This is a genomic window from Stenotrophomonas sp. YJH_SMC_81, assembly GCF_059370875.1.
In genome coordinates this window covers 136,873-162,319 of record NZ_JCAFUB010000005.1, presented here as the reverse complement: position 1 = coordinate 162,319, position 25,447 = coordinate 136,873, and the positions used below count along the sequence as shown (strand labels likewise).

The 25,447-nt window shown below is 67.8% G+C and carries 22 protein-coding genes; 14 read left to right on the top strand and 8 right to left on the bottom strand.

Annotation, left to right across the window (positions count from 1 at the left end; translation table 11 throughout):
- Positions 1-87 precede the first annotated feature (87 nt).
- Entirely contained in the window at positions 88-495 is a 408-nt protein-coding gene (locus AC5P8U_RS12605; RefSeq protein ID WP_088496698.1) for a glycine zipper 2TM domain-containing protein, read from the bottom strand.
- A gap of 467 nt (positions 496-962) precedes the next feature.
- Entirely contained in the window at positions 963-1,601 is a 639-nt protein-coding gene (locus AC5P8U_RS12600) for a response regulator (RefSeq protein WP_005420808.1), read from the bottom strand.
- 75 nt (positions 1,602-1,676) lie between these two features.
- On the opposite strand from AC5P8U_RS12600, the gene AC5P8U_RS12595 reads away from it, so the two are divergent.
- On the top strand, positions 1,677-5,276 hold the full coding sequence (locus AC5P8U_RS12595; RefSeq protein WP_495214172.1) for an ATP-binding protein: 3,600 nt from the start codon (positions 1,677-1,679) through the stop codon (positions 5,274-5,276).
- On the opposite strand, the gene AC5P8U_RS12590 is transcribed toward AC5P8U_RS12595, so the two are convergent.
- Together AC5P8U_RS12590 and AC5P8U_RS12585 are read right to left on the bottom strand one after the other, a co-directional pair.
- Entirely contained in the window at positions 5,270-5,671 is a 402-nt protein-coding gene (locus tag AC5P8U_RS12590) for a c-type cytochrome (protein ID WP_053497753.1), read from the bottom strand. The genes AC5P8U_RS12595 and AC5P8U_RS12590 overlap by 7 nt on opposite strands.
- A 65-nt stretch (positions 5,672-5,736) precedes the next feature.
- Positions 5,737-7,413: an electron transfer flavoprotein-ubiquinone oxidoreductase gene (locus AC5P8U_RS12585; RefSeq protein ID WP_447897371.1), complete on the bottom strand. Its 1,677-nt coding sequence runs from the start codon at positions 7,411-7,413 to the stop codon at positions 5,737-5,739.
- A 257-nt stretch (positions 7,414-7,670) separates the two neighbouring features.
- On the opposite strand from AC5P8U_RS12585, the gene AC5P8U_RS12580 reads away from it, so the two are divergent.
- On the top strand, positions 7,671-8,834 hold the full coding sequence (locus AC5P8U_RS12580) for an acyl-CoA dehydrogenase family protein (protein WP_024956299.1): 1,164 nt from the start codon (positions 7,671-7,673) through the stop codon (positions 8,832-8,834).
- A gap of 81 nt (positions 8,835-8,915) precedes the next feature.
- Positions 8,916-9,401, top strand: a complete 486-nt coding sequence (locus tag AC5P8U_RS12575) for a hypothetical protein (protein WP_143592516.1) — start codon at positions 8,916-8,918, stop codon at positions 9,399-9,401.
- A 303-nt stretch (positions 9,402-9,704) separates the two neighbouring features.
- Here AC5P8U_RS12575 and AC5P8U_RS12570 read toward each other — a convergent pair whose 3' ends face one another.
- Both AC5P8U_RS12570 and AC5P8U_RS12565 read right to left on the bottom strand, forming a co-directional pair.
- Positions 9,705-10,184, bottom strand: a complete 480-nt coding sequence (locus AC5P8U_RS12570) for a tRNA (cytidine(34)-2'-O)-methyltransferase (RefSeq protein ID WP_061479351.1) — start codon at positions 10,182-10,184, stop codon at positions 9,705-9,707.
- A gap of 69 nt (positions 10,185-10,253) precedes the next feature.
- Positions 10,254-10,730 (bottom strand): XAC0231 family protein, encoded by a 477-nt coding sequence (locus AC5P8U_RS12565; RefSeq protein ID WP_014035556.1) that lies wholly within the window; start codon positions 10,728-10,730, stop codon positions 10,254-10,256.
- 416 nt (positions 10,731-11,146) lie between these two features.
- On the opposite strand from AC5P8U_RS12565, the gene AC5P8U_RS12560 reads away from it, so the two are divergent.
- The 4 genes from AC5P8U_RS12560 to AC5P8U_RS12545 all read left to right on the top strand — a co-directional run bounded on the left by AC5P8U_RS12560 (position 11,147) and on the right by AC5P8U_RS12545 (position 16,616).
- Positions 11,147-13,996 carry a M16 family metallopeptidase gene (locus AC5P8U_RS12560; protein ID WP_227836884.1) on the top strand — a complete coding sequence of 950 codons (2,850 nt, stop codon included), beginning with the start codon at positions 11,147-11,149 and terminating at the stop codon, positions 13,994-13,996.
- A 152-nt stretch (positions 13,997-14,148) separates the two neighbouring features.
- On the top strand, positions 14,149-14,466 hold the full coding sequence (locus tag AC5P8U_RS12555; protein ID WP_005407628.1) for a DUF4156 domain-containing protein: 318 nt from the start codon (positions 14,149-14,151) through the stop codon (positions 14,464-14,466).
- 102 nt (positions 14,467-14,568) lie between these two features.
- A complete protein-coding gene (locus AC5P8U_RS12550) occupies positions 14,569-15,585 on the top strand; it encodes a 3-oxoacyl-ACP synthase III (protein WP_005420782.1) in 1,017 nt (338 codons plus the stop codon).
- Between the two features lie 140 nt (positions 15,586-15,725).
- Positions 15,726-16,616, top strand: a complete 891-nt coding sequence (locus AC5P8U_RS12545; protein ID WP_495214170.1) for an alpha/beta fold hydrolase — start codon at positions 15,726-15,728, stop codon at positions 16,614-16,616.
- A gap of 100 nt (positions 16,617-16,716) precedes the next feature.
- On the opposite strand, the gene AC5P8U_RS12540 is transcribed toward AC5P8U_RS12545, so the two are convergent.
- On the bottom strand, positions 16,717-17,148 hold the full coding sequence (locus AC5P8U_RS12540; protein WP_005407630.1) for a YkgJ family cysteine cluster protein: 432 nt from the start codon (positions 17,146-17,148) through the stop codon (positions 16,717-16,719).
- A 104-nt stretch (positions 17,149-17,252) separates the two neighbouring features.
- On the opposite strand from AC5P8U_RS12540, the gene oleC reads away from it, so the two are divergent.
- The 3 genes from oleC (at position 17,253) to AC5P8U_RS12525 (ending at position 20,137) form a co-directional block, all read left to right on the top strand.
- Positions 17,253-18,911 (top strand): olefin beta-lactone synthetase, encoded by a 1,659-nt coding sequence (gene oleC, locus AC5P8U_RS12535; protein ID WP_227836885.1) that lies wholly within the window; start codon positions 17,253-17,255, stop codon positions 18,909-18,911.
- On the top strand, positions 18,908-19,900 hold the full coding sequence (oleD, locus tag AC5P8U_RS12530) for a 2-alkyl-3-oxoalkanoate reductase (protein WP_088496704.1): 993 nt from the start codon (positions 18,908-18,910) through the stop codon (positions 19,898-19,900). Before oleC ends, oleD begins: the two co-directional genes overlap by 4 nt.
- Before the next feature lie 81 nt (positions 19,901-19,981).
- Positions 19,982-20,137, top strand: a complete 156-nt coding sequence (locus AC5P8U_RS12525) for a DUF1328 domain-containing protein (RefSeq protein ID WP_005407633.1) — start codon at positions 19,982-19,984, stop codon at positions 20,135-20,137.
- Between the two features lie 76 nt (positions 20,138-20,213).
- Here AC5P8U_RS12525 and ddlA read toward each other — a convergent pair whose 3' ends face one another.
- A complete protein-coding gene (gene ddlA / locus AC5P8U_RS12520) occupies positions 20,214-21,308 on the bottom strand; it encodes a D-alanine--D-alanine ligase (protein WP_252744265.1) in 1,095 nt (364 codons plus the stop codon).
- Positions 21,309-21,698: 390 nt separating this feature from the next.
- On the opposite strand from ddlA, the gene AC5P8U_RS12515 reads away from it, so the two are divergent.
- From AC5P8U_RS12515 to AC5P8U_RS12500, 4 genes are all read left to right on the top strand, one after another.
- Positions 21,699-22,334, top strand: a complete 636-nt coding sequence (locus AC5P8U_RS12515) for a ubiquinone biosynthesis accessory factor UbiJ (protein WP_005420772.1) — start codon at positions 21,699-21,701, stop codon at positions 22,332-22,334.
- Positions 22,331-23,986 (top strand): ubiquinone biosynthesis regulatory protein kinase UbiB, encoded by a 1,656-nt coding sequence (gene ubiB / locus AC5P8U_RS12510; RefSeq protein WP_061479344.1) that lies wholly within the window; start codon positions 22,331-22,333, stop codon positions 23,984-23,986. The genes AC5P8U_RS12515 and ubiB overlap by 4 nt, the downstream gene beginning before the upstream one ends.
- 32 nt (positions 23,987-24,018) lie before the next feature.
- Entirely contained in the window at positions 24,019-24,570 is a 552-nt protein-coding gene (locus AC5P8U_RS12505) for an O-methyltransferase (RefSeq protein ID WP_252744282.1), read from the top strand.
- Positions 24,571-24,677: 107 nt separating this feature from the next.
- Positions 24,678-25,445, top strand: coding sequence for a pseudouridine synthase (locus tag AC5P8U_RS12500; RefSeq protein ID WP_425520606.1), 768 nt, complete (start codon positions 24,678-24,680; stop codon positions 25,443-25,445).
- Positions 25,446-25,447: the final 2 nt, after the last annotated feature.

Here is a 25,447-nt window from a genome sequence, read left to right as displayed (position 1 = left end):
TTCAACGCCATGCGCGCGGCCAACGCAAACGGGCGGGTCATCGACCCGCCCGTCCCTGCCATCGGCAGGGTAACGCCACCGTGCCGCTTACCAGCCGCGATGGCGACCGCGGTCGTGGTAGTAGCGGTTGTCGTAGTAACGCTCGCGCTGCCAGCGGCGGTCGTCGCCACGGTTGTAGTAGCCGCTGCGGTAGTAGCCACGATCGTAGCGGCGGTCGTAGCGGTTGTCGTAGTAGCGATTGTCGTAATAGCGACGGTCGCGGCGGTCGGAGGTGGTCAGATTGCCGATTGCGCCACCGGCCACGGCACCGCCGACGGTGGCCGCAGGGTCGCCGTTGGAGAGCAGGTTGCCGGCCACGCCACCGACCACGGCGCCGACCAGGGTGCGCTTGTCCTTCCTCGACATCGCGCTGGCATCGCTGGCCACGGCGACACCGGCAACCAGTGCCAGGGCCATCGCCAGACCACGGAAGCTGAGTGTGGAAGTACTGAGCATGTTCGTTCTCCTGTGAGGTGCATGCCACGCTGGGCAGGGAGGGCGCGGGGCGCCCCGGCTGCCGTGATGTCCACGCTGGCGTTCCAACATTGCCGGAACATTGCCTGGTGCACCGAGCGGCTTGCGCATTCATCTAGCGGCAGGCGGCATGAAGCAAGGCTGAAAGCGGCTGCGGCCGCTCAGCTGGCGGAAAGGAAAAGGGCCGCGGAGGTGGCCCCTCCCTTCTCTGCCAAGGCGTTGGCATGTCCGACGCCCATCGCTTTCTGGGCCTGCCGCGCCTGCTCCTGCGGGGTCTCCTGCTGCGGCCGCAGCACGTCAGGCGCGCTCTGGCACCGCACCGCGGCGAAGCGCCAGGCTCTGCCCGCTGGCGGCCCGCGTCTCCACGGTGACGCGGCTGGCGGCCGGACATGCGCCGGTCGATTCCTTCGACCTCGCATTGTTGCCGGTGCGATTATGTGAATCGCGTCTCAAATTTTCCCGTCACGCAGATAGTCGAACAATTCGGCATCGCCCTTCAGCCCCAGCTTGAGCATCGCATCGCCCTTCTGCCGGCTGATGGTGCTGACGCTCTTGTGCAGCAGCAGCGAAATCTCCTTGACCGTCATGCCGGTGCCGAGCAAGCGCAGCACCTCCACCTCGCGCGGGGACAGCGGCTTGCCGTCGCCCTCGCGCATGCGCCAGCTGCCGGCCGCCTCCACCCGTTCGCGCAGGCTGCGGCTGATGTAGGGCTGGCCGCGGTAGACCGACTGGATGGCCTGTGGCAGTTCGTCCATCGACGAACTCTTGTCGACCAGGCCGAGCACGCCGCTGTCGAGCACCATGCGCAGGATCGCCAGGTTGCTGGAGACGCTGAGCATCAGCACGGGCAGGTCGGGATGGCGGCGGCGGATCATGCCGATCATGGCGAAGCCGTCGGCCTGCGGGCTGCCCGGCATGGAGTAGTCGGTGACCAGCAGGTCACAGGGCTGGCTGGCGAGCAGGGTCATCAGCGCCTGCGCGCTGTCGGCCTCGCCGACCACGCGGCCGACGCCGCTCGACTCGATGACGGCGCGGGTACCGATACGGACCACGGGGTGATCGTCTGCGATGATGATGCGCAAGCTCATGCTCTAGTATGGCCATCGGGCACGCCGGACCGCGACCATCGCGGTCCCTGGCAGGATTCTAGGAGATCGACGCAGATGCGTAGGTGGGCTGTTCGCGGGCTGCTCCTGCTGCTGGCGGTGCTGGCGCTGCCCGTGGCCCAGGCACAGCCGGCCCCTGGCCTGCTGCCGCTCAGCCCGTTGCAGCGCGAATACCTGGTGGCGCATCCGACCATCGTTGTCGGGCAGTATGACAGCGGCTGGCCGCCCTTCGAGTCCCTCCGTGATGGCGAGCAGGTCGGGCTGGGACCGGACTACCTGTCGCATCTTGCTCGCCAGCTCGGTGTGAAGGTCGAGGCGCGCCGCTATCCGGACTGGACATCCGTGCTGGATGCGGCATGTCGTGGCGAGATCGACGTGGTGATGAATGTCGGCCTCAGTGCTGACCGCACCCGCTGCATGGTCTATACCGCCGCCTACAGTGAGGCGCCGCTCGCACTGGTGGGCCGGCCCGATGACCTGCGTGCCTCCGACATGCCGGATCTGGATGGGCTGAGGGTGGTGATCGAACAGGACTTCCTGACCGGTCCGCAGGTGCGCGCCCGATTCCCGCGTGCCCGCCAGCTTGTCGCAAACGACACGTTGAGCGCATTGCAGATGGTCAGAGACGACAAAGCGGACGTCTACATCGGCAATGCCTTCGTCGCCACCGAGCTGATTGCCAGCCGGCGCCTGCAGGGCGTGGCGCTGTTGCGGCCAAGCGACCTGCCCCCTGAACGGTTGCACTTCGGCATTCCCAACAGCAAGCAACCCCTGGCCGAAGCCCTGGACCTGGCGCTGGCCGCGACCAGCCAGGCCCAGCGCGATGCCCTCGCACAACGCTGGTTGTCACCGCCGCACTGGTCGGCATCGGCGCAGCTGGCGCTGAGCCAGGCCGAGAAGCGTGTGCTGGAGCAGCCGCTGATGATCGGTTTCGCGCCGAATGCCGCGCCCCTGTCGTTCACCGGCGAGGATGGCCGGCCCAGTGGCTTGGCCAGCGAGTACCTGCAGCGCCTGATGCAGGCCGGCGCCAACCTGAAGGTCGAGAACAGCCACGACTGGTACGAGGTGCGTGAGAAGGCCCGCCGCGGTGAACTGCAGGCGGTGATGGGCATACCCGTTGATTCGCGCTACCTGGGCCCGGACTGGGTGTTCAGCCAGCCCTTCATCAGCGTGCCGAACGTGATTGTGGTCAGGAGCGATGGCGAGTCGCTGCTGGGCCTGGCCGACCTGCAGGGCAAGCGCGTGCTGCTGTCCGACCCGGAGCGCGTGCGTGGCTATGTGCAGCAACAGGCGCCGCAGGCCCGGATCATTGCTGCGCGGAGTGCCGAGCAGGCGCTGCAGCGCCTGCTTGAGGGTGAAGCCGATGCCTATGTCGGCAACCTTGCCGTGGTCGATCACCTGCTGCGCAGCCGTTTCCCGGGGCGGATGCAGGTCGCGGCTCCGGCCGGTTTCAACGACCAGCTGGCGCTGGCAGTGGATCGCCGCCATGCGGCCCTGGCCACGACCTTCGATCGCCTGCTGCTGCAGATGACCCCACGCAAGCGCGAGGCGCTGCGCAGCGCCTGGCTGGCGGTGGAGTACCGCAATGGGGTCGACTGGAGCAATCTGCTGCGGTGGGGCGTGCCCGTGCTGATGGTGCTGCTGACCGCACTGCTGGTGCATGGCGTGGGCCATTGGCGGCTGCGCCGTGAGGTGGCAGGACGCCGCCAGCTGGAGCAGCGCCTGGCCGAGGTGACCGACAACCTGCCGGCGGTGGTCTACCAGGCCCGCCGCGATGCCGATGGCACGCTGAGCTTCCCGTTCATCGCCGGCGACCTGCCTGCGTTGTTCGGCATCACCCGGCAGCAGGCCGAACAGGATGCGAGGGTGTTGCTGGAACGCGTCGAGCAGGAGGACCGCGCGCGCATTCTGCATTCCATCGAGCAGGCCGCGCACCAGTTCGCGCCGTTGATCCTGGAGTTCCGCCTGCGCAGCGGCGGGGAAGGCGTGCGCTGGGTGCGCAGCCAGGCCCATCCCTACGCCGCCGAAGAAGGCGCGGTGATCTGGAGCGGGTACTGGGTGGATGTAAGCGAAGCCCGGATGCAGGCCGATGCACTGGCGGCGGCGAAGGCGGACGCCGAGCAGGCCGCTGAGGCCAAATCGCGTTTCCTGGCCACGATGAGCCACGAGATCCGTACGCCGATGAGCGGCGTGCTGGGCATGCTGGAGGTGCTGGCGCACTCACCGCTGGACAGCGAGCAGCAGCGCATCCTCGGCGTGATCGAGGATTCGGCGCAGATGCTGCGGCAGATCCTCGACGACATCCTCGATTACTCGCGGCTGGAAGCGGGTGCACTGCGCCTGGAGCCGGTGCCGCAACCGCTGCGGCCCCTGCTGGAAAGCGTGTGCCGGTTGATGTCGGCGCAGGCCAGTGCACGCGGGCTGGAGCTGCACGTGCAGATCGACCCTCAGCTGGCGGCAGCGCACGAAGTGGATGGCGTGCGCCTGCGCCAGATCGTGTTCAACCTGCTCAGCAATGCCATCAAGTTCACTGCACGCGGCGAAGTGCGGCTGCAGCTGGAGGTACTGGGCCCGACCGCCGAAGACGGCAGCCAGCCGCTGTGCCTGAGCGTCACCGACACCGGCACCGGGATCGCACCGGAACAGCTGCGGCACCTGTTTGCGCCGTTCACCCAGGCCGGTGCCTACATCCAGCGCGACCATGGTGGTACCGGCCTCGGCCTGAGCATCTGCCAGCGCCTGGTGCAGATGATGGGCGGCGAGCTGGAGTTGCACAGCACGCTGGGCGAGGGCACCCGCGCCGAGGTGCGGCTGGCGCTGGTGGAGGCAGGCAGGGGTGACGTTGAAGCGCTGGTTGCGGAGCAGGAGCAGGCGGCGCTGCTGCCGCCGGCGCTGCGCGAGGCACGCGTGCTGGTGATCGAGGATCACCCGACCAACCAGGCGATGATGGCGTGGCGGCTGCAGCAGCTGGGCGTACCCCATGTGCTGCTGGGCGATGGCCAGCAGGCACTGGACCGCTTGTCATCGGAGGCCTTCGATCTGGTCATTACCGACTGCCGCATGCCGGTACTCGACGGCTTCGGTTTCACCCGCCTGCTGCGCGAGCGCGAGGGCCGTACCGGCCAGCCGCGGCTGACGGTGCTGGCGCTGACCGCCAGCGTGCTGGACGACGATGCGCGCCGCTGCCGCGAGGCCGGCATGGACGAGGTGCTGGCCAAGCCGCTGTCGCTGGCCACGCTGCGCACCGCGCTGCTGCGCTGGCTGCCGCAGGCACAGGGCCAGTCATTCGATGCGCCGGTGCAGGAGACTGTCGCCGACGACGCTGAAGTGCTGCCTGATCTGGCCACCCTGCAGCAGCGCTATGGCTCGCGCGCCGTGGCTGAGCAGCTGCGCGACAGCCTGTTGCAGGCCAGTGAAAGTGATCTGGCGGCGGTGCAGCGCGCCGTGCGGGCCGGTGACCGCGCGACTGCGGCGCTCCACCTGCATCGCCAGGCGGGCGGTCTGGGGGCGATCGGGGCAAGCGCACTGGCCGGGCAGGCCAACGCGCTGGTCGAGCGCCTGCAGGATGCGACCGAGGCCGATCCGGCACCGGTATTCGCCGCTGTAACGGCGTTCGTGGCAAGGCTGCAGCATCAGCTGCAGCGACTGGCTCACTGAGCCGACTGCTGTTGCAGGTAGGCGATCACCAGCGCGCGGCGTTCGGCGCTGGGAAAGGCGTTGTACATGCGCGTGCCGGGCACCACGTGGGTGGGCGACTGCAGGAACGCGTCCAGGGTCTGCGCGCTCCAGGTGATGTCGGCGCGGCGCATGCCGTCGGAATAGCCGTAATCGGGCAGGCTGCCGGCGCGACGGCCGATCACGCCGTGCAGGTTGGGGCCGAAGCGGTGGATGCCGCCAGGCTGCACGGTGTGGCAGCCTGCGCACAGTTCGAACGCGCGCTGCATGGCCTGCTGCCGGGCCTGTTCAGGCGTGGCCGGCGCCGCAGGCGGGCGCTGGCAGGCCGTGGCAAGCAGGGCCACGGCAACGGTGGTGAGCAGGCGGGAGGCACGCATGGGCGGGCAGGATAGCGGTGCGGTGGAGCGGCCGGGCTGCGACACGTGGTCGCAGCCCGGGGCGATCACATGCCCGAGTAGTTCGGGCCGCCGCCGCCCTGCGGGGTCACCCAGACGATGTTCTGGGTCGGGTCCTTGATGTCGCAGGTCTTGCAGTGCACGCAGTTCTGCGCGTTGATCTGCAGGCGCGCGTTGTCGGCGTCGCCGACGAACTCGTACACGCCGGCCGGGCAGTAACGGGCTTCGGGACCGGCGTACTCGGCCAGATTCACCCTCACCGGAATGCTCGGATCCTTCAGCGTCAGGTGGCTGGGCTGGTTCTCGTCGTGGTTGGTGCTGCTCAGGAACACCGAGCTGAGACGATCGAAGGTCAGCACGCCATCGGGCTTGGGGTAGGCGATGCGGGTGTGCTGCGACGCCGGCTCCAGGCAGGCGTGGTCCGGCTGGGTGCGGTGCAGGGTCCACGGCGGGTTGCGCACGCCCAGCTTCGGCAGCAGCCACTGCTCCACGCCGGTCATCAGCGTGGCAACGGTCTGGCCCTTCTTGAACCACTGCTTGAAGTTCTTGGCCTGCTGCAGTTCGGTGAACAGCCAGCTGGCTTCGAACGCCTTCGGGTAGGCGCTCAGTTCATCGTGCTGGCGATCGGCGGCCAGCGCGTCGAACGCGGCGTCGGCGCACAGCATGCCGGTCTTGATCGCGGCATGGCTGCCCTTGATGCGGCTGGCGTTGAGGTAGCCGGCCTCGCAGCCGACCAGCGCGCCCCCGGGGAACACCGTCTTCGGAAGCGACAGCAGGCCGCCGGCGGTGATCGCACGGGCGCCGTAACCGATGCGGGTGCCGCCCTCCAGGTGCTTGCGGATGGAGGGATGGGTCTTGAAACGCTGGAACTCCTCGAACGGGCTCAGCCACGGGTTCTTGTAGTCCAGGCCGACCACGTAACCAATGGCGACCTTGCCGCCGTCGGCGTGGTACAGGAACGCGCCGCCGTAGGTGTCGCTGTCCAGCGGCCAGCCAGCCGCATGCACCACCAGGCCCGGCTCATGCCTGGCCGGGTCGATCTGCCACAGCTCCTTGATGCCGATGCCGTAGGCCTGCGGGTCCTTGCCTTCGTCCAGTTTGTAGCGGGCGATCAGCTGGCGGCCGAGGTGGCCGCGCGCACCTTCGGCGAAGATCGTGTACTTGGCGTGCAGCGCCATCCCACGCTCGAAGGCCGGACCGATGCTGCCGTCCTTCTCGATGCCCATGTCGCCGGTGGCCACGCCGATCACCTCGCCGTTGTCGCCGTACAGCACTTCTGCAGCGGCGAAGCCCGGGAAGATCGCAACCTCCAGCGCCTCGGCCTGCTGCGCCAGCCAGCGGGTCACTTCGCCCAGGCTGATGATGTAGTTGCCTTCGTTGTGGAAGCACTCCGGCAGCAGCGCGTTGGGGGTGCTGCGCGCGCCGGTCTCGCTGAGGAACAGGAATTCGTCGCGGGTGACCTTCTGCTTCAGCGGAGCGCCGCGCTCGGCCCAGTCCGGGAACAGCTCGGTCAGCGCGCGCGGATCCATCACCGCGCCGGACAGCACGTGCGCGCCCGGCTCGGAACCCTTCTCCAGCACGCACACCGACAGCTCGCGGCCGGCTTCGATCGCGCGCTGGCGCAGCCGGATCGCGGTGGCCAGGCCGGCGGGGCCGGCACCGACGATCACCACGTCGAATTCCATTACTTCACGCGGGGGCAGGGCGTTGGCTTCAGCGCTCATCGATTGCATGACTCGTGGGTAGGGCCGGCATCGGGGCCACCGGCGGTGCCTGGGAATCGCGCGTGCGGCCACGGGCGAAACGGTTGTTTGAATGTGTCAGGGTACCGGTACGCGCGTGATCGAGCTAGATCAGCGATGTTCACACCACGATTGCTGCATTGCAGCGTAGTGCTGCAGCTCTGGTGGGTGCCGACCTTGGTCGGCACGCTCTGCCCGGATGACCGACAATGGCCGGGTCCTGACTGCGCGTGAGTGCCATGGCTTTGCATCCGTACGATCTGTTCGATGTCCGTTCCCTGCTCAACGAGGAAGAGCGCGCAGTGCAGGAGAGCGTCGCCCGCTTCACCAACGAGCGCGTGCTGCCGATCATCGGCGATGCTTTCGACCAGGCCCGCTTCCCCGACGAACTGGTGCCGGAGATCGCCTCGTTGGGCCTGCTGGGCGCGACCCTGCCGACCGAGTACGGCGGCGGTGGTCTCGGCGCGGTCAGCTATGGCCTGATCTGCCAGGAGCTGGAGCGCGGCGATTCGGGCCTGCGCAGCTTCGTTTCGGTGCAGAGCTCGCTGTGCATGTATCCCATCTACGCGTACGGCAGCGAGGAACAGCGCCAGCAGTGGCTGCCGGCGATGGCACGCGGCGAACTGATCGGCTGCTTCGGCCTGACCGAGGCGCACGGTGGGTCCGACCCGGCCAGCATGAAGACCCGCGCGGTGCGCGACGGCAGCGACTGGCGCATCAGCGGCAGCAAGATGTGGATCACCAGCGGCCCGGTGGCCGACCTGGCCATCGTCTGGGCACAGACCGAGGACGGCATCCAGGGCTTCGTGCTGGAAAAGGGCATGGCCGGCTTCACGACGCAGGAGATCAAGCACAAGATGAGCCTGCGCGCGTCGCTGACCGGCGCGCTGTTCTTCGATGACGTGCGCGTGCCCGACAGCCATCGCCTGCCGAACGTGAAGGGCCTGAAGGGGCCGCTGGGCTGCCTGACCCAGGCCCGTTACGGCATCAGCTGGGGGCCGATCGGTGCGGCGATTGCCTGCCTGGATGAAGCGCTGGGCTATGCCAAGGAGCGCGTGCTGTTCGGTCGCCCGCTGGCCGCCACGCAGAGCGCGCAGATCAAGCTGGCCGAGATGGCCCGCCGGATCACCACCGCGCAGTTGCTGGCGCTGCAGCTGGGCCGGCTGAAGGAAGCCGGCCAGCTGCAACCGCAGCAGGTCAGCCTGGCCAAATGGAACAACTGCCGCATGGCGATCGACATCGCCCGCGAGTGTCGCGATCTGCTGGGTGGGGCTGGGATCACCACCGAGCACGTGGCGATCCGACACGCGCTGAACCTGGAATCGGTGATCACCTACGAGGGCACCGAGACCGTGCACCAGCTGGTGATCGGCCGCGAACTGACCGGCATCAACGCGTTCTGAGTGCACCGGTAGTGCCGGCCGCTGGCCGGCATTGCGGGTAGGGTGGGCGGCAAGGGACGCCTATCCGGAGATGCAAGCTGAATGAAGAACAATTCCGCTGTGAGGCAGCTGTTGTGCCTCCCGCTGCTCTTCCAAGCCTCCGTGCTGCAGATGGCATGGGCAGGCAACAGGGATGGGGCATGGGCAGGCAGTTATTCGCAGGCGAGCGATCTGTGTACCGAACCGGGCAGCGGACGTAGTTGCCGCGATGGGTTCAGGGACAGCCTGTCGATTGTCGAAGAATCACTGGGCTATACGGTTGAGCTGCACAGTACCCAGGCGATGCAGCACGTCTGCTCCTTCGTGCTGCATATGAAGCCAGAAGGCGGAAAACTGATTCATCAGTCCGAACCAGGCACAGTGGCTATCGAGAAACATGCAGGTGTACTGAGAGTCTCATCCGGCGGGATCGACCCGACGGCAACGGGCTTGGGCATGTGCGGTGCGCATGCCGATATTGATGGCCTGGAGTTTTCTTCTGTGGGCAATCGCACGCGTTCCGGACAACGCGATGGCGCGCGCCCCTGATTGATCCAGGCGGAACGCATCCACGCATGGCATGGATCTACTGCGCGGCTGTCGGGTCCGCCTTGAAGCGAGCCGAGCACCGCAGGTCCGGCGGGGGCGAAGAGGCGCGGGTGTCTGAGCGCAGCGAGTTCCGCGCCGTCCCCCGGCGGGCCGAGGAGCGCAGGGTACCGGTGCGCAGCACCAGCTCGCAGACGGCGGCGCGTTTCTTTTGGTTACTTTTCTTTCCGCGCGGAAAGAAAAGTAACGCCCATGAACGCATGCGCCCGCCACAGCAACAATCAGGCAGAAGAGAGACGCGTGGCGCTACGCGCCACCGGCAAACCCATGCTGCCGCCACGCCTCGTACATCACCACCGCAACGGTGTTGGAAAGATTGAGGCTGCGGTTGTCCGGCCGCATCGGCAGGCGCAGGCGGCGGCCATCCGGCAGTGCATCGAGCACGTCCTGCGGCAGGCCACGGCTTTCCGGGCCGAACAGAAACGCATCGCCCTCTTCAAAGGCCACGCTGTCGTAGCGCACGCTGGCGCGGGTACTGAGTGCGAACAACCGATTCGGTGCGATCCGCGCCAGCGCGGTGTCCAGGTCGGGGTGCACCTGCAGGCGCGAGTACTCGTGGTAGTCCAGCCCGGCGCGCTTGAGCTGCTTGTCTTCCAGTGCGAAGCCAAGCGGCTCGACCAGGTGCAGCTGCGCGCCGGTGTTGGCACAGAGCCGGATCACATTGCCCGTGTTGGGCGGGATTTCCGGTTGGAACAGGATCACGTGGAACTGGGGCGCGGCATTCATCGGCGCAGTGTACCTGCGACGACCGCCGCCTTTACGGCGCACGCCCTGCGCGGGGCAGGGCGGCACCGGTTACGGGCGCAGCAGGACCTGGGCGGTTTCGGTGGCCAGGGCCTGCAGGTCGGCGGCGCTCGGACGCACCTGCAGGGCCGGCAGGTTGACGATGACCGAGTTGGCGACGTTGGTGGCGGCGGCAGCCAGGGTCGCGGCGTAGCGCTGGGCTTCCAGTTCGGCGGCCAGGGCGACGCGCTGTTCCAGGCTCGGGCGCACTTCCACCGAGGCCAGCGTGGTGATCGGCATCGCGGCGGCGACCGGGGCGGCGACGTAGCCGTTGCGCTCGGCCAGCTGGTCGGCGCTCGGGCGCACTTCCACGGTGGCCAGGGTCGGGATGCCGCTGGCCTGTTCCCAGGCCTGCTGGGCCAGCTGGTCGGCGGCCGGGCGAACCTGCACGGTGGACAGGGTCTTGATGGATTCGGAGGCCTGCACCGACGAAACAACCGCGGTGCCGGCGATCAGGGCGATGGCGATGGCAATGGTCTTGGCGTTCATGACGGGGCCTGTTTAGTGTTGGTGAGCAGTGGTGTGGTAGTAAGGTAGTACACCAATTCTGGGCATGCAAGAGAAATTTTCTATATCCTGCATTTGTTCAGTATTCAGTCAGCTTTTGTCTGAAGCCCTTCCTGGCGCAGGAAGTACCAAGCAATCCGCGTGCCAACTTTTAGTTGTTGATTTGCAAGGCTTTTATGTGGTCCCGAAAGTGTCCGGTGGGCGGACACCTGTCCATTCGATAAGCCGCGGACACTGTCCGGACGCCTCCAGCCGGCGTCTGTGACGTTTCAAGAGCGCCCGTGGGCGTCGGGCTGGATGGTCATCTGGGCAAACACCCCCAGTGACTGGCGACCGATTCCGGCCGCCGCGCGCGCAGGCTAGGATCGGGGTTCACCTTCGTGACCAAGGATCCGGATATGTCTCTCGCCCTTCGCCCGCGCGCTGCACTGCTGGCTGTCGCCCTCAGCACCGCCCTGGGCACGCTTGTGCCTTCCCATGCGCTGGCGGCCAAGCCGGCCGCACCGGCCAAGGTCGATATCCCGTACGAGCAGTTCACCCTGCCCAACGGCCTGCGCGTGATCGTGCATACCGATCGCAAGGCGCCGATCGTTGCGGTCAACGTCTGGTACCACGTGGGCAGCAAGGACGAGCCGGCTGGCCGTACCGGCTTCGCGCACCTGTTCGAACACCTGATGTTCCAGGGCAGCGAAAACCACGACGGCGAATTCTTCGAACCGTTCAAGCAGGTGGGTGCCACCAACCAGAACGGCACCACCAACACCGATCGCACCAACTATTTCGAAAACGTGCCGACCACCGCGCTGGACATGGCGCTGTGGATGGAATCGGACCGCATGGGCCATCTGGTCGGTGCGATCGACCAGGCCGCGCTGGACGAGCAGCGTGGCGTGGTGCAGAACGAGAAGCGCCAGGGCGAGAACCAGCCCTACGGCCAGGCCTGGGACCAGCTCAACAAGGCGCTGTACCCGGTGGGCCACCCGTACCACCACGGCGTGATCGGGTCGATGAACGATCTGAACGCGGCGTCGCTGGATGACGTGAAGACCTGGTTCCGTACCTGGTACGGCCCGAACAACGCGGTGCTGGTGCTGGCCGGCGACATCGACCTGGCCACCGCCAAGGAAAAGGTCGCCAGGTACTTCGGCAGCATCCCGGCCGGCCCGACCATGGCGCAGCCGGCGGTGAACGTGGCCAAGCGTAGTGCCGACACGCGCGAGACGATGACCGACAAGGTGCCGCAGGCGCGCATCTACCGCGCCTGGAACGTGCCGCAGGTCGGCACCATCGAGGTCGATCAGCTGCAGTTGTTCGCGCAGGTGCTGGGCGGTGCGAAGTCTTCGCGCCTGAGCCAGCGCCTGCAGCACCAGGACAAGCTGGTGGACAGCATCGCGTCGGGCCTGTCGACCTCGCAGTTGGGCTCGAACTTCGTGATCATGGCGACGGTCAAGCAGGGCCAGGACCCGGCCAAGGTCGAGAAGATCATCGACGAGGAACTGGACCGGCTGATCAAGCAGGGCCCGACCGCGGCCGAACTGGAGCGTGCCAAGACCGGTGCCCGCGCCGGCTTCATCCGCGGCATCGAGCGCATCGGTGGCTTCGGCGGCAAGGCCGACGCCCTTGCAGAATGTGCGGTGTTCACCGGCGACCCGGGCTGCTTCCGTACCTCGCTGGCCAACATCGAGAAGGCCAGTGCTGCTGATCTGAGCCGGCTCGGCGCGCAGTGGCTGGACAAGGGCAGCCACACCCTGGTGATCGCACCGGGTGAGCGCGTGGCGCTGAAGGAAGACCCGAGCCAGGCGCCGAAGCCGTTCACCGTGCCGGCGGTGGACCCGAAGTACAGCACCCTGCCCGAGCAGGTCGACCGCAAGGCCGGCGTGCCGCAGACCCGCGAGTTCCCGCAGCTGAAGTTCCCGGCGCTGCAGCGCGCGACGCTGAAGAACGGTACCCAGGTGATCCTGGCCGAGCGCCACGAGATTCCGGTGGTGCAGTTCAGCTACCAGTTCCCGGGCGGCTTCAGTGCCGACCAGGGCCGCAAGCCGGGCACCGCCAACTTCACCATGAGCCTGATGACCGAAGGCGCCGGCAAGCTGGGCTCGCTGGCCTTCGCCGACGCCGCGGATGCGCTGGGCGCCAGCCTGGATGCCTCGGCCGGCCTGGACTCGATGAGCGTGGACCTGTCGGCGCTGAAGGAAAACCTGGTGCCGTCGCTGGCGCTGTACCGCGACCTGCTGCGCGAGCCGCGCTTCGAGCAGGGCGAGATCGACCGGGTCAAGGCGAGCTGGATCGCGGGCATCCAGCAGGAGAAGGTCAACCCGGGTGCGGTGGCGATGCGCGTGCTGCCCCCGCTGCTGTACGGCAAGGGCCACCCGTATGCCATTCCGTTCACCGGTAGCGGTGACGAGGCGGCGATCAACGGCCTGACCCGCGAGGACCTGGTCGACTTCCACCACGACTGGCTGCGCCCGCAGAACGGCACCCTGATCGTGGTCGGCGACACCACCCTGGCCGAGATCGTGCCGCTGCTGGACAAGCAGCTGGGCGACTGGAAGGCCAGTGGCGAGGCCCCGCAGGTGAAGGCGGCCACCGACGTTGCGCTGCCGAAGGGCCCGCGCGTGTTCCTGATCGACCAGCCGGGCGCGGTACAGGCCAACCTGTTTGCCGGCCAGGTGGTGGCACCTTCCAGCGCCACCAGCTCGACCCGCTTCGACATCGCCAACGGCGTGATCGGCGGCGACTTCACCTCGCGCCTGAACATGAACCTGCGCGAGGACAAGCACTGGTCGTACGGTGCGCGCAGCAGCGCGGTCAATTCGGTGGGCCAGCGCCCGTGGATGGCCAGCGCGCCGGTGCAGATCGACAAGACCGGCCCGGCACTGGCGGAAATGCGCAAGGAAATCGCCGCGTTCGCCGATGGCAGCAAGCCGGCCACCGCTGCCGAGGTCAACCGCATCCGCAACATCCAGACCCTGAGCCTGCCCGGTGCCTACGAGACCGCCAGTGCGGTGGCGTCGACCATCGGTTCGATCGTGCAGTTCAAGCGCCCGGACGACTATGTGCTGCGGCGCAAGGCCGAGATCGAGGCGATGACCCCGGCGCAGGTGCAGCAGGCCGCCGCCGAGATCAAGCCGCAGGCCCTGACCTGGGTGGTGGTGGGTGACCTCAAGCAGACCGAAGCGGCCGTGCGCGCGCTGAACCTGGGCGAGGTGACGGTGATCGACGCCGAAGGCAACCCGGTCAAGAAATAAGGGATGTGCCTGCCCGCCCTGGCGGGCAGGCCTCCCCAGGTAGTGCCGGCCGCTGGCCGGCAACCCCGTCATGCATCCGGGGTCAGAGCCCCGGCTACCCCCGATTCAGGCTGTTCAGGCAGAATCCCCCCATACCCTTCCAGGATCTGCCCATGCGCGTTCTGCTGCTTTCCTCCCTGCTGCTCACCGTCACCGCCTGTACCTGGGTGCCGATCGAACCGGCCGGCAAGGCAACCCGCGTGCTGCCGGCAGGGCCGGTTCCGGCCGGCTGCATCGCCAAGGGCGAGGTGGTGGTCACCGTGAAGAGCAAGGTCGGCTTCTACAACCGCAACCCGCTGCGGGTGCAGGAAGAGCTGGAAACCCTGGCCCGCAACGAGGCCCCGAGCGCCGGTGCCAATGCCGTCCAGGCCGCTGCGGCCCCCGCCGATGGCAGCCAGCGCTTCGCCGCGTTCCAGTGCCCGCCGCGCTGAACGCTTCACCATACGGCCGAGGCTGAATTCGTAAAGATGCGGTGAAAGCCCGGGGGTTATAGAATAGCGCCCCCTTTTGCCTGAGCCTTGGCGCTAACCTCGATGCTCTTCAAGAATGTCTCGATCGCCGGCCTGGCACACGTCGACGCACCGCATACGCTGACGACCAAGGAAATCAACGAACGCCTGCAGCCGACGTTGGATCGCCTGGGTATCCGCACCGATGTGCTCGGCGACATCGCCGGCATCCACGCCCGCCGCCTGTGGGACAACGGCGTGCTGGCGTCGGACGCCGCCACCATGGCCGGCCGCAAGGCACTGGAAGACGCGGGCATCACCGCGACCCAGGTCGGCCTGCTGGTCAACACCTCGGTCAGCCGCGACTACCTGGAGCCGTCCACGGCCTCGATCGTGTCGGGCAACCTCGGTGTCAGCGACGAATGCATGACCTTCGACGTCGCCAATGCCTGCCTGGCCTTCATCAACGGTATGGACATCGCGGCGCGCATGATCGAGCGCGGTGATATCGACTACGCGCTGGTGGTGGACGGCGAGACCGCCAACCTGGTGTACGAGAAGACCCTGGAGCGCATGACCGCCCCGGACGTCACCGCCGACGACTTCCGCAACGAGCTGGCCGCGCTGACCACCGGGTCGGGCGCCGCCGCGATGGTGATGGCGCGCGCGGAGCTGGTGCCGGACGCGCCGCGCTACAAGGGCGGCGTGACCCGCTCGGCCACCGAGTGGAACCAGCTGTGCCTGGGCAACCTGGACCGCATGGTCACCGACACCCGCCTGTTGCTGATCGAAGGCATCAAGCTGGCGCAGAAGACCTTCAGCGCCGCCAAGATCGCACTCGGCTGGGCCGTGGAGGAGCTGGACCAGTTCGTGATCCACCAGGTCAGCCAGCCGCACACCGCCGCGTTCATCAAGAACTTCGGCATCGACCCGAAGAAGGTCATGACCATCTTCGGCGAGCACGGCAACATCGGCCCGGCCTCGGTGCCGATCGTGCTGAGCAAGCTCAAGCAGCTGGGCAAGCTGAAGAAGGGCGATCGCATCGCGCTTCTGGGTATTGGCTCGGGCCTGAACTGCTCGATGGCTGAAGTGGTCTGGTAAGCAGCCCGTTGCCCGACCTCCTGTAGAGCCGAGCCATGCTCGGCTCACGCGCGCAGCGCGGCTCTTCCGCAGCGGACCGGAGAGCAGCCGAGCAACGGCTCGGCTCTACATTGCGCCGCGACTCTCCTTAGGTGCTCCGCATGCGCGATCTTCCCGGTTACCCCGCCCACCCGCAGCGCTTCGAGGTCCGCCCCGGCCTGTCGATGAACTATCTCGACGAGGGCCCGCGCGATGGCGAGGTGGTGGTGATGGTGCACGGCAACCCGTCGTGGAGCTATTACTGGCGCACGCTGGTGGCCGGCCTGTCGGACACCTACCGCTGCATCGTGCCGGACCACATCGGCATGGGCCTGTCGGACAAGCCGGACGACAGCCGCTATGAGTACACGCTGCAGTCGCGCGTGGACGATCTTGATGCGCTGCTGAAGCACCTGGGCATCACCGGCCCGGTGACCCTGGCCGTGCACGACTGGGGCGGCATGATCGGGTTCGGCTGGTCGCTGTCGCACCACGAGCAGGTGAAGCGCCTGGTGGTGCTCAACACCGCCGCGTTCCCGATGCCGGCGGCGAAGAAGATGCCGTGGCAGATCGCGCTGGGTCGCCACTGGAAGATCGGCGAGTGGATCATCCGCAGCTTCAACGCGTTCTCGTCCGGTGCCTCGTGGCTTGGCGTGGAGCGCAGGATGCCGGCCGATGTGCGCCGCGCCTACGTGTCGCCGTATAACAGCTGGGCCAACCGCATCAGCACCATCCGCTTCATGCAGGACATCCCGCTGTCGCCGGCCGACAAGGCCTGGTCGCTGCTGGAGCGTGCCGGCAAGGCACTGCCCTCGTTCGCCGACCGCCCGGCCTTCCTCGGCTGGGGCCTGCGTGACTTCGTGTTCGACCATCATTTCCTGAAGGGTTTCCAGGCCGCACTGCCGCAGGCCCAGGTGCATGCCTTCGAGGACGCCGGCCACTATGTGCTGGAAGACAAGCACGAAGTGCTGGTACCGGAGATCCGCGCGTTCCTGGACGCCAACCCGATCTGATCGGTTCCCGGGGCGGATTCCGGTAGTGCCGGCCGCTGGCCGGCAACCTCATGAACTCGGCGCGCATAGCGCGCTTGCCGGCCAGCGGCCGGCACTACCACTACGCGGCGACCGGTGCCTGCGGCGGCGAGGACGGGCTGTTGCCGTTGTCGTCCGGGTGATCGTCGTCATTGTCGGCGTCATCGCGCCAGCGCCAGTCGGCCGGCGTCAGCGGATCCAGGCCATAGGCAATGCGCGCCTTGTCGCACTGCGGGCTGGCCTTGCCGTATTCCCACGATGCATCCACCTCACGGCACACGCTGGGCCGGTTGGGGTGGATGGTGCAGCGTGAATACACGCCGATCTGCGCATCCAGCGCGACGCAGCGCACCGGCTTGGAATGGGTGCCGCGCATGCACAGGCGGTGCGGATCCAGCACCTCGGTGAGCTGATGCGGCACGCCGCCGGGGGTGACCTCGTCCGATTCCATCCAGTGGAAGGCCACGCGGTACTGGGTGCAGCAGGCGCCGCAGGTCATGCAGGGATGTTGCATGGGCAAGCCGCCTCGGGCGGCAGTCGGAATCAGGAACGAGGGAGCGGATTTTCCACGAAGTGGGCCGCCGCGCAAGAAATTCCGTAAGCGGCGACAATGAACGGATGAACCGACCCTGCAATATCGCCGCACGGCTGCCTGAACTGGCGCGTGAACGCCCCGACCAGATCGCCATCCGCTGCCCCGGCCGCCGCGGCGCCGGCAACGGCATGGCCGCCTACGATGTCACCCTCGATTACCGTCAGCTGGACGCCCGCAGTGATGCCATGGCCGCCGGCCTGGCCGGCTACGGGATCGGCCGTGGCGTGCGCACGGTGGTGATGGTGCGGCCTTCTCCGGAGTTCTTCCTGCTGATGTTCGCGCTGTTCAAGCTGGGCGCAGTGCCGGTGCTGGTCGATCCGGGCATCGACCGGCGCGCGCTGAAGCAGTGCCTGGACGAGGCGCAGCCGCAGGCCTTCATCGGCATTCCGCTGGCGCATGTGGCGCGGCTGGTGCTGCGCTGGGCGCCGTCGGCCACCCGGCTGGTGACGGTCGGCCGCCGCCTCGGCTGGGGCGGCACCACGCTGGCCGCGCTGGAGCGCGCTGGCGCCAGCGCTGGGCCGATGCTGGCCGACACCGATGGCGAGGACATGGCGGCGATCCTGTTCACCAGCGGCTCCACCGGCGTGCCCAAGGGCGTCGTCTACCGCCACCGCCACTTCGTCGGCCAGATCCAGTTGCTGGGCAGTGCCTTCGGCATGGAAGCGGGTGGGGTGGACCTGCCGACATTCCCACCGTTCGCGCTGTTCGACCCGGCGCTGGGGCTGACCTCGGTGATCCCGGACATGGACCCGACGCGGCCGGCGCAGGCCGACCCGGGACGCCTGCACGATGCCATCCAGCGCTTCGGCGTGACCCAGCTGTTCGGCTCGCCAGCGCTGATGCGGGTGCTGGCCCGGCACGGGCGGCCACTGCCGACGGTGACCCGGGTGACCTCGGCCGGGGCACCGGTGCCGCCGGACGTGGTCGCCACCATCCGCAGCCTGCTGCCGGCCGATGCGCAGTTCTGGACTCCCTATGGCGCCACCGAGTGCCTGCCGGTGGCGGTGGTCGAAGGCCGCGAACTGGAGCGCACCCGCGCGGCGACCGAGGCCGGTGCCGGCACCTGCGTGGGCAACGTGGTGGCCCCCAACGAGGTGCGCATCATCGCCATCGACGACGCACCGCTGCCGGACTGGTCGCAGGCGCGCGTGCTGGCGGTGGGGGAAGTGGGGGAAATCACCGTGGCCGGGCCGACCGCCACCGACAGCTACTTCAACCGCCCGCAGGCCACCGCGGCGGCGAAGATCCGCGAGACGCTGGTCGATGGCAGCACCCGCGTGGTGCATCGCATGGGCGACGTCGGTTATTTCGATGTGCAGGGCCGCCTGTGGTTCTGCGGGCGCAAGACCCAGCGCGTGGAAACCGCGCGCGGGCCGCTGTACACCGAGCAGGTCGAGCCGGTGTTCAACACCGTGGCCGGCGTGGCGCGCACGGCACTGGTCGGCGTCGGCGCCGCCGGCGCGCAGGTGCCGGTGCTGTGCGTGGAACTGCAGCGCGGCCGGTCCGACAGCCCGGCGCTGCAGGAAGCGCTGCGTGCGCACGCGGCCGCCCGCCTGCCAGAGGCCGGCCTGCAGCACTTCCTGGTGCATCCGGCGTTCCCCGTCGATATCCGTCACAACGCCAAGATCGGCCGCGAAAAGCTCGCCGTCTGGGCCAGCGCCGAACTGGAGAAGCGCGCATGAAGATCCTGGTCACCGGTGGCGGTGGTTTCCTTGGGCGGGCGCTGTGCCGCGGGCTGGTCGAGCGTGGCCACCAGGTGCTGGCGTTCAACCGCAGTCATTACACGGAACTGCAGGCGATGGGCGTGGGCCAGATCCGCGGTGATCTGGCCGATGCGCAGGCGGTGCTGCATGCGGTGGCCGGCGTCGATGCGGTGTTCCACAACGGCGCCAAGGCCGGCGCATGGGGCAGCTATGACAGCTACCACCAGGCCAACGTGGTCGGCACCGACAACGTCCTCGCGGCCTGCCGCGTGCATGGCATCAACCGGCTGGTCTACACCTCCACGCCCAGCGTGACCCATCGTGCCACGCACCCGGTGGAAGGCCTCGGGGCTGACGAGGTGCCGTACGGTGAAGATTTCCAGGCGCCGTATGCGGCCACCAAGGCAATCGCCGAACAGCGCGTGCTGGCCGCCAACGATGCGTCGCTGGCGACGGTGGCACTGCGCCCGCGGCTGATCTGGGGCCCCGGTGACCAGCAGCTGGTGCCCAGGCTCGCCGAGCGTGCGCGGCAGGGACGCCTGCGCCTGGTCGGCGATGGCAACAACAAGGTCGATACCACCTACATCGACAACGCCGCGCTGGCGCACTTCCTCGCCTTTGACGCCCTGGCACCGGGCGCTGCGTGTGCGGGCAAGGCCTACTTCATCTCCAACGGCGAGCCGTTGCCGATGCGCGAGCTGGTGAACAAGCTGTTGGCTGCGGTGGGTGCGCCATCCGTGGACAAGGCGATCAGCTTCAAGACCGCCTACCGCATCGGCGCCGTCTGCGAGCGGCTGTGGCCGCTGCTGCGCCTGCGCGGCGAGCCGCCGCTGACCCGCTTCCTGGCCGAGCAGCTGTGCACGCCGCACTGGTACAGCATGGAACCGGCGCGCCGTGACTTCGGCTACGTGCCGCAGGTCAGCATCGAAGAAGGGCTGCGCAGGCTGAAGGCTTCATCTGCTGCATAGATCGCCATCACTGGTTGCACACCGCAGGATCGGGAGGATGGACCCACGCCATCCAAGGCTCGACCACCCGCGAGGAGCGCCATGCTGCACTACGCCATCATCTTCTTTGTCATCGCCATCATCGCCGCCGTTCTGGGTTTCTCCGGAATTGCCGGCGCCGCAACGAACATCGCCTGGATCCTGTTCGTGGTGTTCCTGATCCTTGCGGTGATCTCGATGTTCCGCAAGCGAGGCTAGCTGGTAGTGCCGGCCGCTGGCAGGTATCGCTTTCCGCAGAGTCGAGCCATGCTCGACTCTGCGGGCGATAACAACGCTATACAGCGCTCTGCAGTTCGCGATCGGCTTCATGGCGCTCCAGCGCCAGCTCGATCAGGCGGGTGATCAGCGTGGTGTAGTCCACGCCGCTGGCACCCCACAGCTTCGGGTACATGCTGATGCGGGTGAAGCCCGGCAGCGTGTTGACCTCGTTGATGGTGATGTCGCCGCCCGCGGTGAGGAACACATCCACGCGCGCCATGCCGGCACACTCCAGCGCCTGGTAGGCCCGCAGCGCGATCTGCTGGATCCGCGCCTGGGTTGCAGCATCGATATCAGCGGGTACCACCACTTCGGCACCATCGGCGTTGATGTACTTGGTGTCGTAGGCGTAGAACTCGTCGTGCACCACCACTTCACCGCACAGGCTGGCCTGCGGATGTTCGTTGCCCAGCACCGCGCACTCGATCTCGCGGCCGATCACCGCCGATTCCACCAGCACTTTGTGGTCGTAGCGCAGTGCCAATGCCAGCGCTCCGGCAAAGCCCGCCGCATCCTTGACCTTGCTCACGCCTACCGATGAGCCTTGGTTGGCCGGCTTCACGAACAGCGGCAGGCCAAGCCGGGCGATCACCGCATCGACATCCACTTCCGCCACCTGGTGGCGGCGGATGCACAGCCACGGCGCCACCTGCAGCCCGGCGTCGCGCAGCAGGCGCTTGGTCACGTCCTTGTCCATCGCCGCTGCCGAGCCCAGTACCGGCGAACCGACGAAGGGCAGGTTGGCCATGCGCAGCAGGCCCTGCAGCGCGCCGTCCTCGCCCAGCGGCCCGTGCACGATCGGCAGCACCACATCGACCTGGCCGAGCGCGTAGGCCGCATCGCACGGCTGCAGCTGCCCCTGCTCGGCGCCCGGGCGCACCACCAGCGACGTGCCGGAGCGATGCAGCGCGATGCGCGAGGGATCTTCGGCATTGATCAGGAACGTCTCCGGCTGGCTCAGGTGCCACTGCCCCTGCTTGTCGATGCCGACCAGCACCGGCTCGAAGCGCTCGCGATCGAGCGCATCGAGGATGTTCTTCGCCGACTGCAGTGAAACTTCGTGCTCGGAAGACTTGCCCCCGAAGATGATGCCGACCCGGGTCCGTGCCATGGGGAATGCGATGTCCTGTGCGTTGCGTGGCCTCATAGCATGAACCTTCATCAGCCCTCCGCGTGAGGCACAGATGAACCGGATATCCATCCACGCATGGCGTGGATCTGCCGTGTCGACCAAGGTCGACACCCACCAACAGCAACACAGAACGCCGTCCCGACAGATCGCAGCAAGCTGTCGAAGGCGGGGTGGGTCCGGTTGCGGGGGCGTGAGCGCCATGGATGGCGCGACCGAGCTTACATGGACGTACTTGCAGCGTCCCCCGCAACCGGACCCACCCCGCCATCCCACGGATAGCCAGCTTTGATGTTGCCCTGGCTGTTGCATCTGCGGGTGCCGGGCGGCAGCCCGGCCCAAGCCCCCCACCCACGCAGGTAGAATGCGCCCATGGCTCTTTCCCTGCTCAAGTCCCTCAAGCCGGTCGCTGGCCGCGCCCTGCAGATCGCCCTGAACCGCGCGCTGGCGCTGGATCCGGATACCCGCCATGCCCTGGCCAGCCTCGATGGCCGGCACATCGACCTGACCCTGGAAGCGCCGTCGCTGGCGATGCGCATCAGCGTCGACGGCGACCAGCTGCGGGTCGGCCCGGTGGATGCGCAGGAAGCCGACCTGGCCGTGCGCAGCAGCCTGGCCGGCGTGCTGGCGCAGCTGCCGCTGCTGGCCAACGCACGGCGCGGCGAGTCCAACAACAAGGGCCGTGTACGCGTGGCCGGTGACGCCGAACTGGCGCGGCGCCTGCAGCAGCTGGCCAAGGGCTTCGACCCGGACTGGCAGCAGCCGTTCGTCAGCGTGTTTGGCGAGGTACTGGGCGTGCAGGTCGCCAACACCCTGCGCAGCGCCCTGCAGCACGCGCGCCAGGGTGCGATCGACCTGGCCCACAGCGCCGCCGAATTCATCACCGAGGAATCGCGCGACGTGGTGCCGCGCGCCGAACTGGATGCCTTCCACGATGATGTGGACGTGCTGCGCGATGACGTCGAGCGTCTTGGCGCGCGGGTGCAGCGCCTGCGGGGTGCCGCATGAAGGCCGTGCTGCGGGCGAGCCGCATCGGCCGGGTGATCCTGCGTTACCGCCTTGACGACCTGCTGCAGGGCACGCCGGCCGAGCGTTGGCTGCGCCTGGCCAAGCCGTTCGTGCCGCGTGCCTCGGCCGACATCGCCGCACAGTCGCGCGGTGCGCGCCTGCGCCTGGCGCTGCAGGACCTCGGCCCGATCTTCGTCAAGTTCGGCCAGATCCTGTCCACCCGCCGCGACCTGGTGCCGCCGGACGTGGCCAACGAACTGACCCTGCTGCAGGACCGGGTCAAGCCGTTCGACGGTGACACCGCGCGTCGCATTGTCGAGGAAGCGCTTGGCTTGCCGGTCAGCGAGGCGTTCGCCAGCTTCGATACCGAACCACTGGCCTCGGCTTCGATCGCGCAGGTGCATGCGGCTACGCTGGCCGATGGCCGCCAGGTGGTGGTCAAGGTGCTGCGCCCGGGCATCGAGAAGCAGATCGATGCCGACATCGCCCTGCTCAACTCGCTGGCCGCGCTGGTCGAGCGTACCCATCCGCGTGCCGACAAGATCCGACCGCGCGAAGTGGTGGCCGAAGTCGAGAACACCCTGGCCGCCGAGCTGGACCTGCAGCGCGAAGGCGCCAATGCCAGCGTGCTGCGCCGCTTCTGGGAGAACAGCGACGACCTGTACGTGCCGGAAGTGATCTGGAGCCATACCGCCGAGCGCGCGCTGACCCTGGAGCGCGTGTGGGGCATCCCGTCCGACGACATCGCTGCGCTCGACAAGGCGGGCATCGACCGCAAGGCACTGGCCGCCAAGGGCGTGCGGGTCTTCTACACCCAGGTGTTCCGCGACAACTTCTTCCATGCCGATGCGCACGCCGGCAACATCTGGGTCGACACCGATCCGGCCCGCCGCGCCAACCCGCGATTCATCGCTCTGGACTTCGGCATCATGGGCCAGCTGTCGCAGGAGGATCAGTACTACCTGGCCGAGAACTTCATGGCCATCTTCAACCGCGACTACCGCCGCATCGCCGAACTGCATGTGCAGGCGCGCTGGATGCCGGACAACGTGCGCATCGATGATCTGGAAGCGGCCGTGCGTTCGGTGTGCGAGCCGTACTTCACCCGTCCGCTGTCGCAGATCTCGCTGGCCGAAGTGCTGATGAAGCTGTTCCGCGTGGCGCAGCGCTACCAGCTGACCCTGCAGCCGCAGCTGATCCTGCTGCAGAAGACCCTGCTGAACATCGAAGGTGTCGGCCGCCAGCTGGATCCGCAGATCGATATCTGGGCGGTGGCCAAGCCGGTGCTGGCGAAGATCCTGCGCGAGCGCTACAGCCCACGCCGGGTCGTGCGCGAGATCGGCAAGCGGTTGCCGGAAATCATGACCCACGCACCGGACATGCCGCGCCTCGTACACGCCTGGCTGACCCAGCAGGTGGAGGGGCGCCACGAGCTGGCGATGCGCTCGCGCGATCTGGTTGCGCTGGATGCCAGCGTGCAGCGCCTGCAGAAGCGCGCGGTCGGCGCGATCACCGGCGTCGGCCTGCTGGCCATTGCCGCGCTGATGTACGTGCTGCAGCCGCCGGGCTGGTACTGGGGCGACCTGCCGATGTGGAGCTGGGTGTCCGGTGCCGTCGGCGCGCTGGCGCTGGCGCGCGCGTGGTGGAGATAGACCCGGTGCTGCAGACGCTGAAGAACGAACTGATGCACTTCGGTGCTGAAAACGACGCGCATGAAACCGAGCGCGCTCGGCGCATGCTCAACATCACGCCGGATACCGGTGAATTCCTGTCGGTGCTGGTGCGTTTCGGCACCGCACGCCGTGTACTGGAAATCGGCACCTCCAATGGCTACTCCACGCTGTGGCTGGCCGAAGCCGCCGCCGCCATCGACGGCCACGTGACCACGCTGGAAGTCGCCGAGGACAAGGTGGCGATGGCGCGATCCACGTTCGCGCGCAGCGGCTTGGCCGCGCACATCACGCTGGTGCATGGCGATGCCGGGCAGTGGTTGGCAGAGGCCGGCGAAGGCTGCATCGACCTGCTGTTCCTCGATTCGGACCGCGGGCAGTACGCCGGCTGGTGGCCGCAGGTGCGCCGCGTGCTGCGGCCAGGGGGCCTGCTGGTGGTGGACAACGCCACGTCGCACGCGGAAGAGATGGAACCCTTGTGCCTGCTGCTGGATGCCGATCCGGACTTCAGCACCAGCGTGGTGCCGGTGGGCAACGGCGAACTGCTGGCCGTGCGCAACGCCTGATTGCCACGCTGCCCGCGCGTGATCCGGTAGTGCCGGCTGCTGGCCGGCAGCCGCCGCAATCCAACTGCCCGGAGGCAGCCGGCCAGCGGCCGGCTCTACCCCATTCAGTGCCCAGCCACGATAATCCCGCGGTGAGTACCGAACCTGACACCCTCGCCGCGGTCGAGACTGAAACCGCGCCCCTGCAGCTGCTGCACCTGGATGAGCGCCTGGCCGTGGTCAACAAGCCTGCCGGGCTGATGGTCCACGACAGCAAGCTGGCCCGTGGCGAAGATGATTTCCTGGCCGACCGCCTGCGTGAGCAGCTGGGGCGGCCGATCTTCCTCGTGCACCGCCTGGACCGGGCCACCAGTGGCTGCCTGCTGCTGGCCTTCGACCGCGAAACCGCCAGTTCGCTGGGCAAGGCACTGATGGGTGGCGAAGTGGCCAAGGACTACCTGACAGTCTGCCGAGGCTGGCCGGCCGAGCTGTCCTGGCGGGTGGACCATGATTTGGATGGCGGGCCGGGCAAGCCGGTGAAGAAGCCGGCGATCACCGATTTCCAGCGCCTGGCCACTGGCGAGCTGTCGGTGCCGGTGGGCGAATTCAGCAGCTCGCGCTACGCGCTGCTGCGCTGCCAGCCGCAGACCGGGCGCTTCCGGCAGATCCGCCGTCACCTCAAGCACCTCTCGCATCACATGATCGGCGATACCAGCCACGGCGATGGGCGCCATAACCGCATCTTCCGCATGCAGGGCGTGCACCGCATGCTGCTGCACGCCGAGCGCCTGCGTTTTCCGCATCCGGAGGGCGGCAACGTGGATGTCAGTGCGCCGCTGGACCGCCAGTTCCAGAAGGCACTGGACCTGTTCGGCTGGCAGGTGGACGCAGTTTGACG

Bases quoted from the DNA above. Each gene is read 5' to 3' on its own strand.
- AC5P8U_RS12555 (WP_005407628.1), top strand. From the start codon at position 14,149: ATGCGCGTTCTGCTGCTTTCCTCCCTGCTGCTCACCGTCACCGCCTGT.
- AC5P8U_RS12585 (WP_447897371.1), bottom strand. From the start codon at position 7,413: ATGAGCGCTGAAGCCAACGCCCTGCCCCCGCGTGAAGTAATGGAATTC.
- AC5P8U_RS12560 (WP_227836884.1), top strand. From the start codon at position 11,147: ATGTCTCTCGCCCTTCGCCCGCGCGCTGCACTGCTGGCTGTCGCCCTC.
- AC5P8U_RS12540 (WP_005407630.1), bottom strand. From the start codon at position 17,148: ATGCAACATCCCTGCATGACCTGCGGCGCCTGCTGCACCCAGTACCGC.
- AC5P8U_RS12595 (WP_495214172.1), top strand. From the start codon at position 1,677: ATGCGTAGGTGGGCTGTTCGCGGGCTGCTCCTGCTGCTGGCGGTGCTG.
- AC5P8U_RS12515 (WP_005420772.1), top strand. From the start codon at position 21,699: ATGGCTCTTTCCCTGCTCAAGTCCCTCAAGCCGGTCGCTGGCCGCGCC.
- AC5P8U_RS12575 (WP_143592516.1), top strand. From the start codon at position 8,916: ATGAAGAACAATTCCGCTGTGAGGCAGCTGTTGTGCCTCCCGCTGCTC.
- AC5P8U_RS12550 (WP_005420782.1), top strand. From the start codon at position 14,569: ATGCTCTTCAAGAATGTCTCGATCGCCGGCCTGGCACACGTCGACGCA.
- AC5P8U_RS12505 (WP_252744282.1), top strand. From the start codon at position 24,019: ATGCACTTCGGTGCTGAAAACGACGCGCATGAAACCGAGCGCGCTCGG.
- AC5P8U_RS12605 (WP_088496698.1), bottom strand. From the start codon at position 495: ATGCTCAGTACTTCCACACTCAGCTTCCGTGGTCTGGCGATGGCCCTG.
- ubiB (WP_061479344.1), top strand. From the start codon at position 22,331: ATGAAGGCCGTGCTGCGGGCGAGCCGCATCGGCCGGGTGATCCTGCGT.
- AC5P8U_RS12580 (WP_024956299.1), top strand. From the start codon at position 7,671: ATGGCTTTGCATCCGTACGATCTGTTCGATGTCCGTTCCCTGCTCAAC.
- AC5P8U_RS12590 (WP_053497753.1), bottom strand. From the start codon at position 5,671: ATGCGTGCCTCCCGCCTGCTCACCACCGTTGCCGTGGCCCTGCTTGCC.
- AC5P8U_RS12525 (WP_005407633.1), top strand. From the start codon at position 19,982: ATGCTGCACTACGCCATCATCTTCTTTGTCATCGCCATCATCGCCGCC.
- AC5P8U_RS12565 (WP_014035556.1), bottom strand. From the start codon at position 10,730: ATGAACGCCAAGACCATTGCCATCGCCATCGCCCTGATCGCCGGCACC.
- AC5P8U_RS12600 (WP_005420808.1), bottom strand. From the start codon at position 1,601: ATGAGCTTGCGCATCATCATCGCAGACGATCACCCCGTGGTCCGTATC.
- oleD (WP_088496704.1), top strand. From the start codon at position 18,908: ATGAAGATCCTGGTCACCGGTGGCGGTGGTTTCCTTGGGCGGGCGCTG.
- oleC (WP_227836885.1), top strand. From the start codon at position 17,253: ATGAACCGACCCTGCAATATCGCCGCACGGCTGCCTGAACTGGCGCGT.
- ddlA (WP_252744265.1), bottom strand. From the start codon at position 21,308: ATGGCACGGACCCGGGTCGGCATCATCTTCGGGGGCAAGTCTTCCGAG.
- AC5P8U_RS12570 (WP_061479351.1), bottom strand. From the start codon at position 10,184: ATGAATGCCGCGCCCCAGTTCCACGTGATCCTGTTCCAACCGGAAATC.
- AC5P8U_RS12545 (WP_495214170.1), top strand. From the start codon at position 15,726: ATGCGCGATCTTCCCGGTTACCCCGCCCACCCGCAGCGCTTCGAGGTC.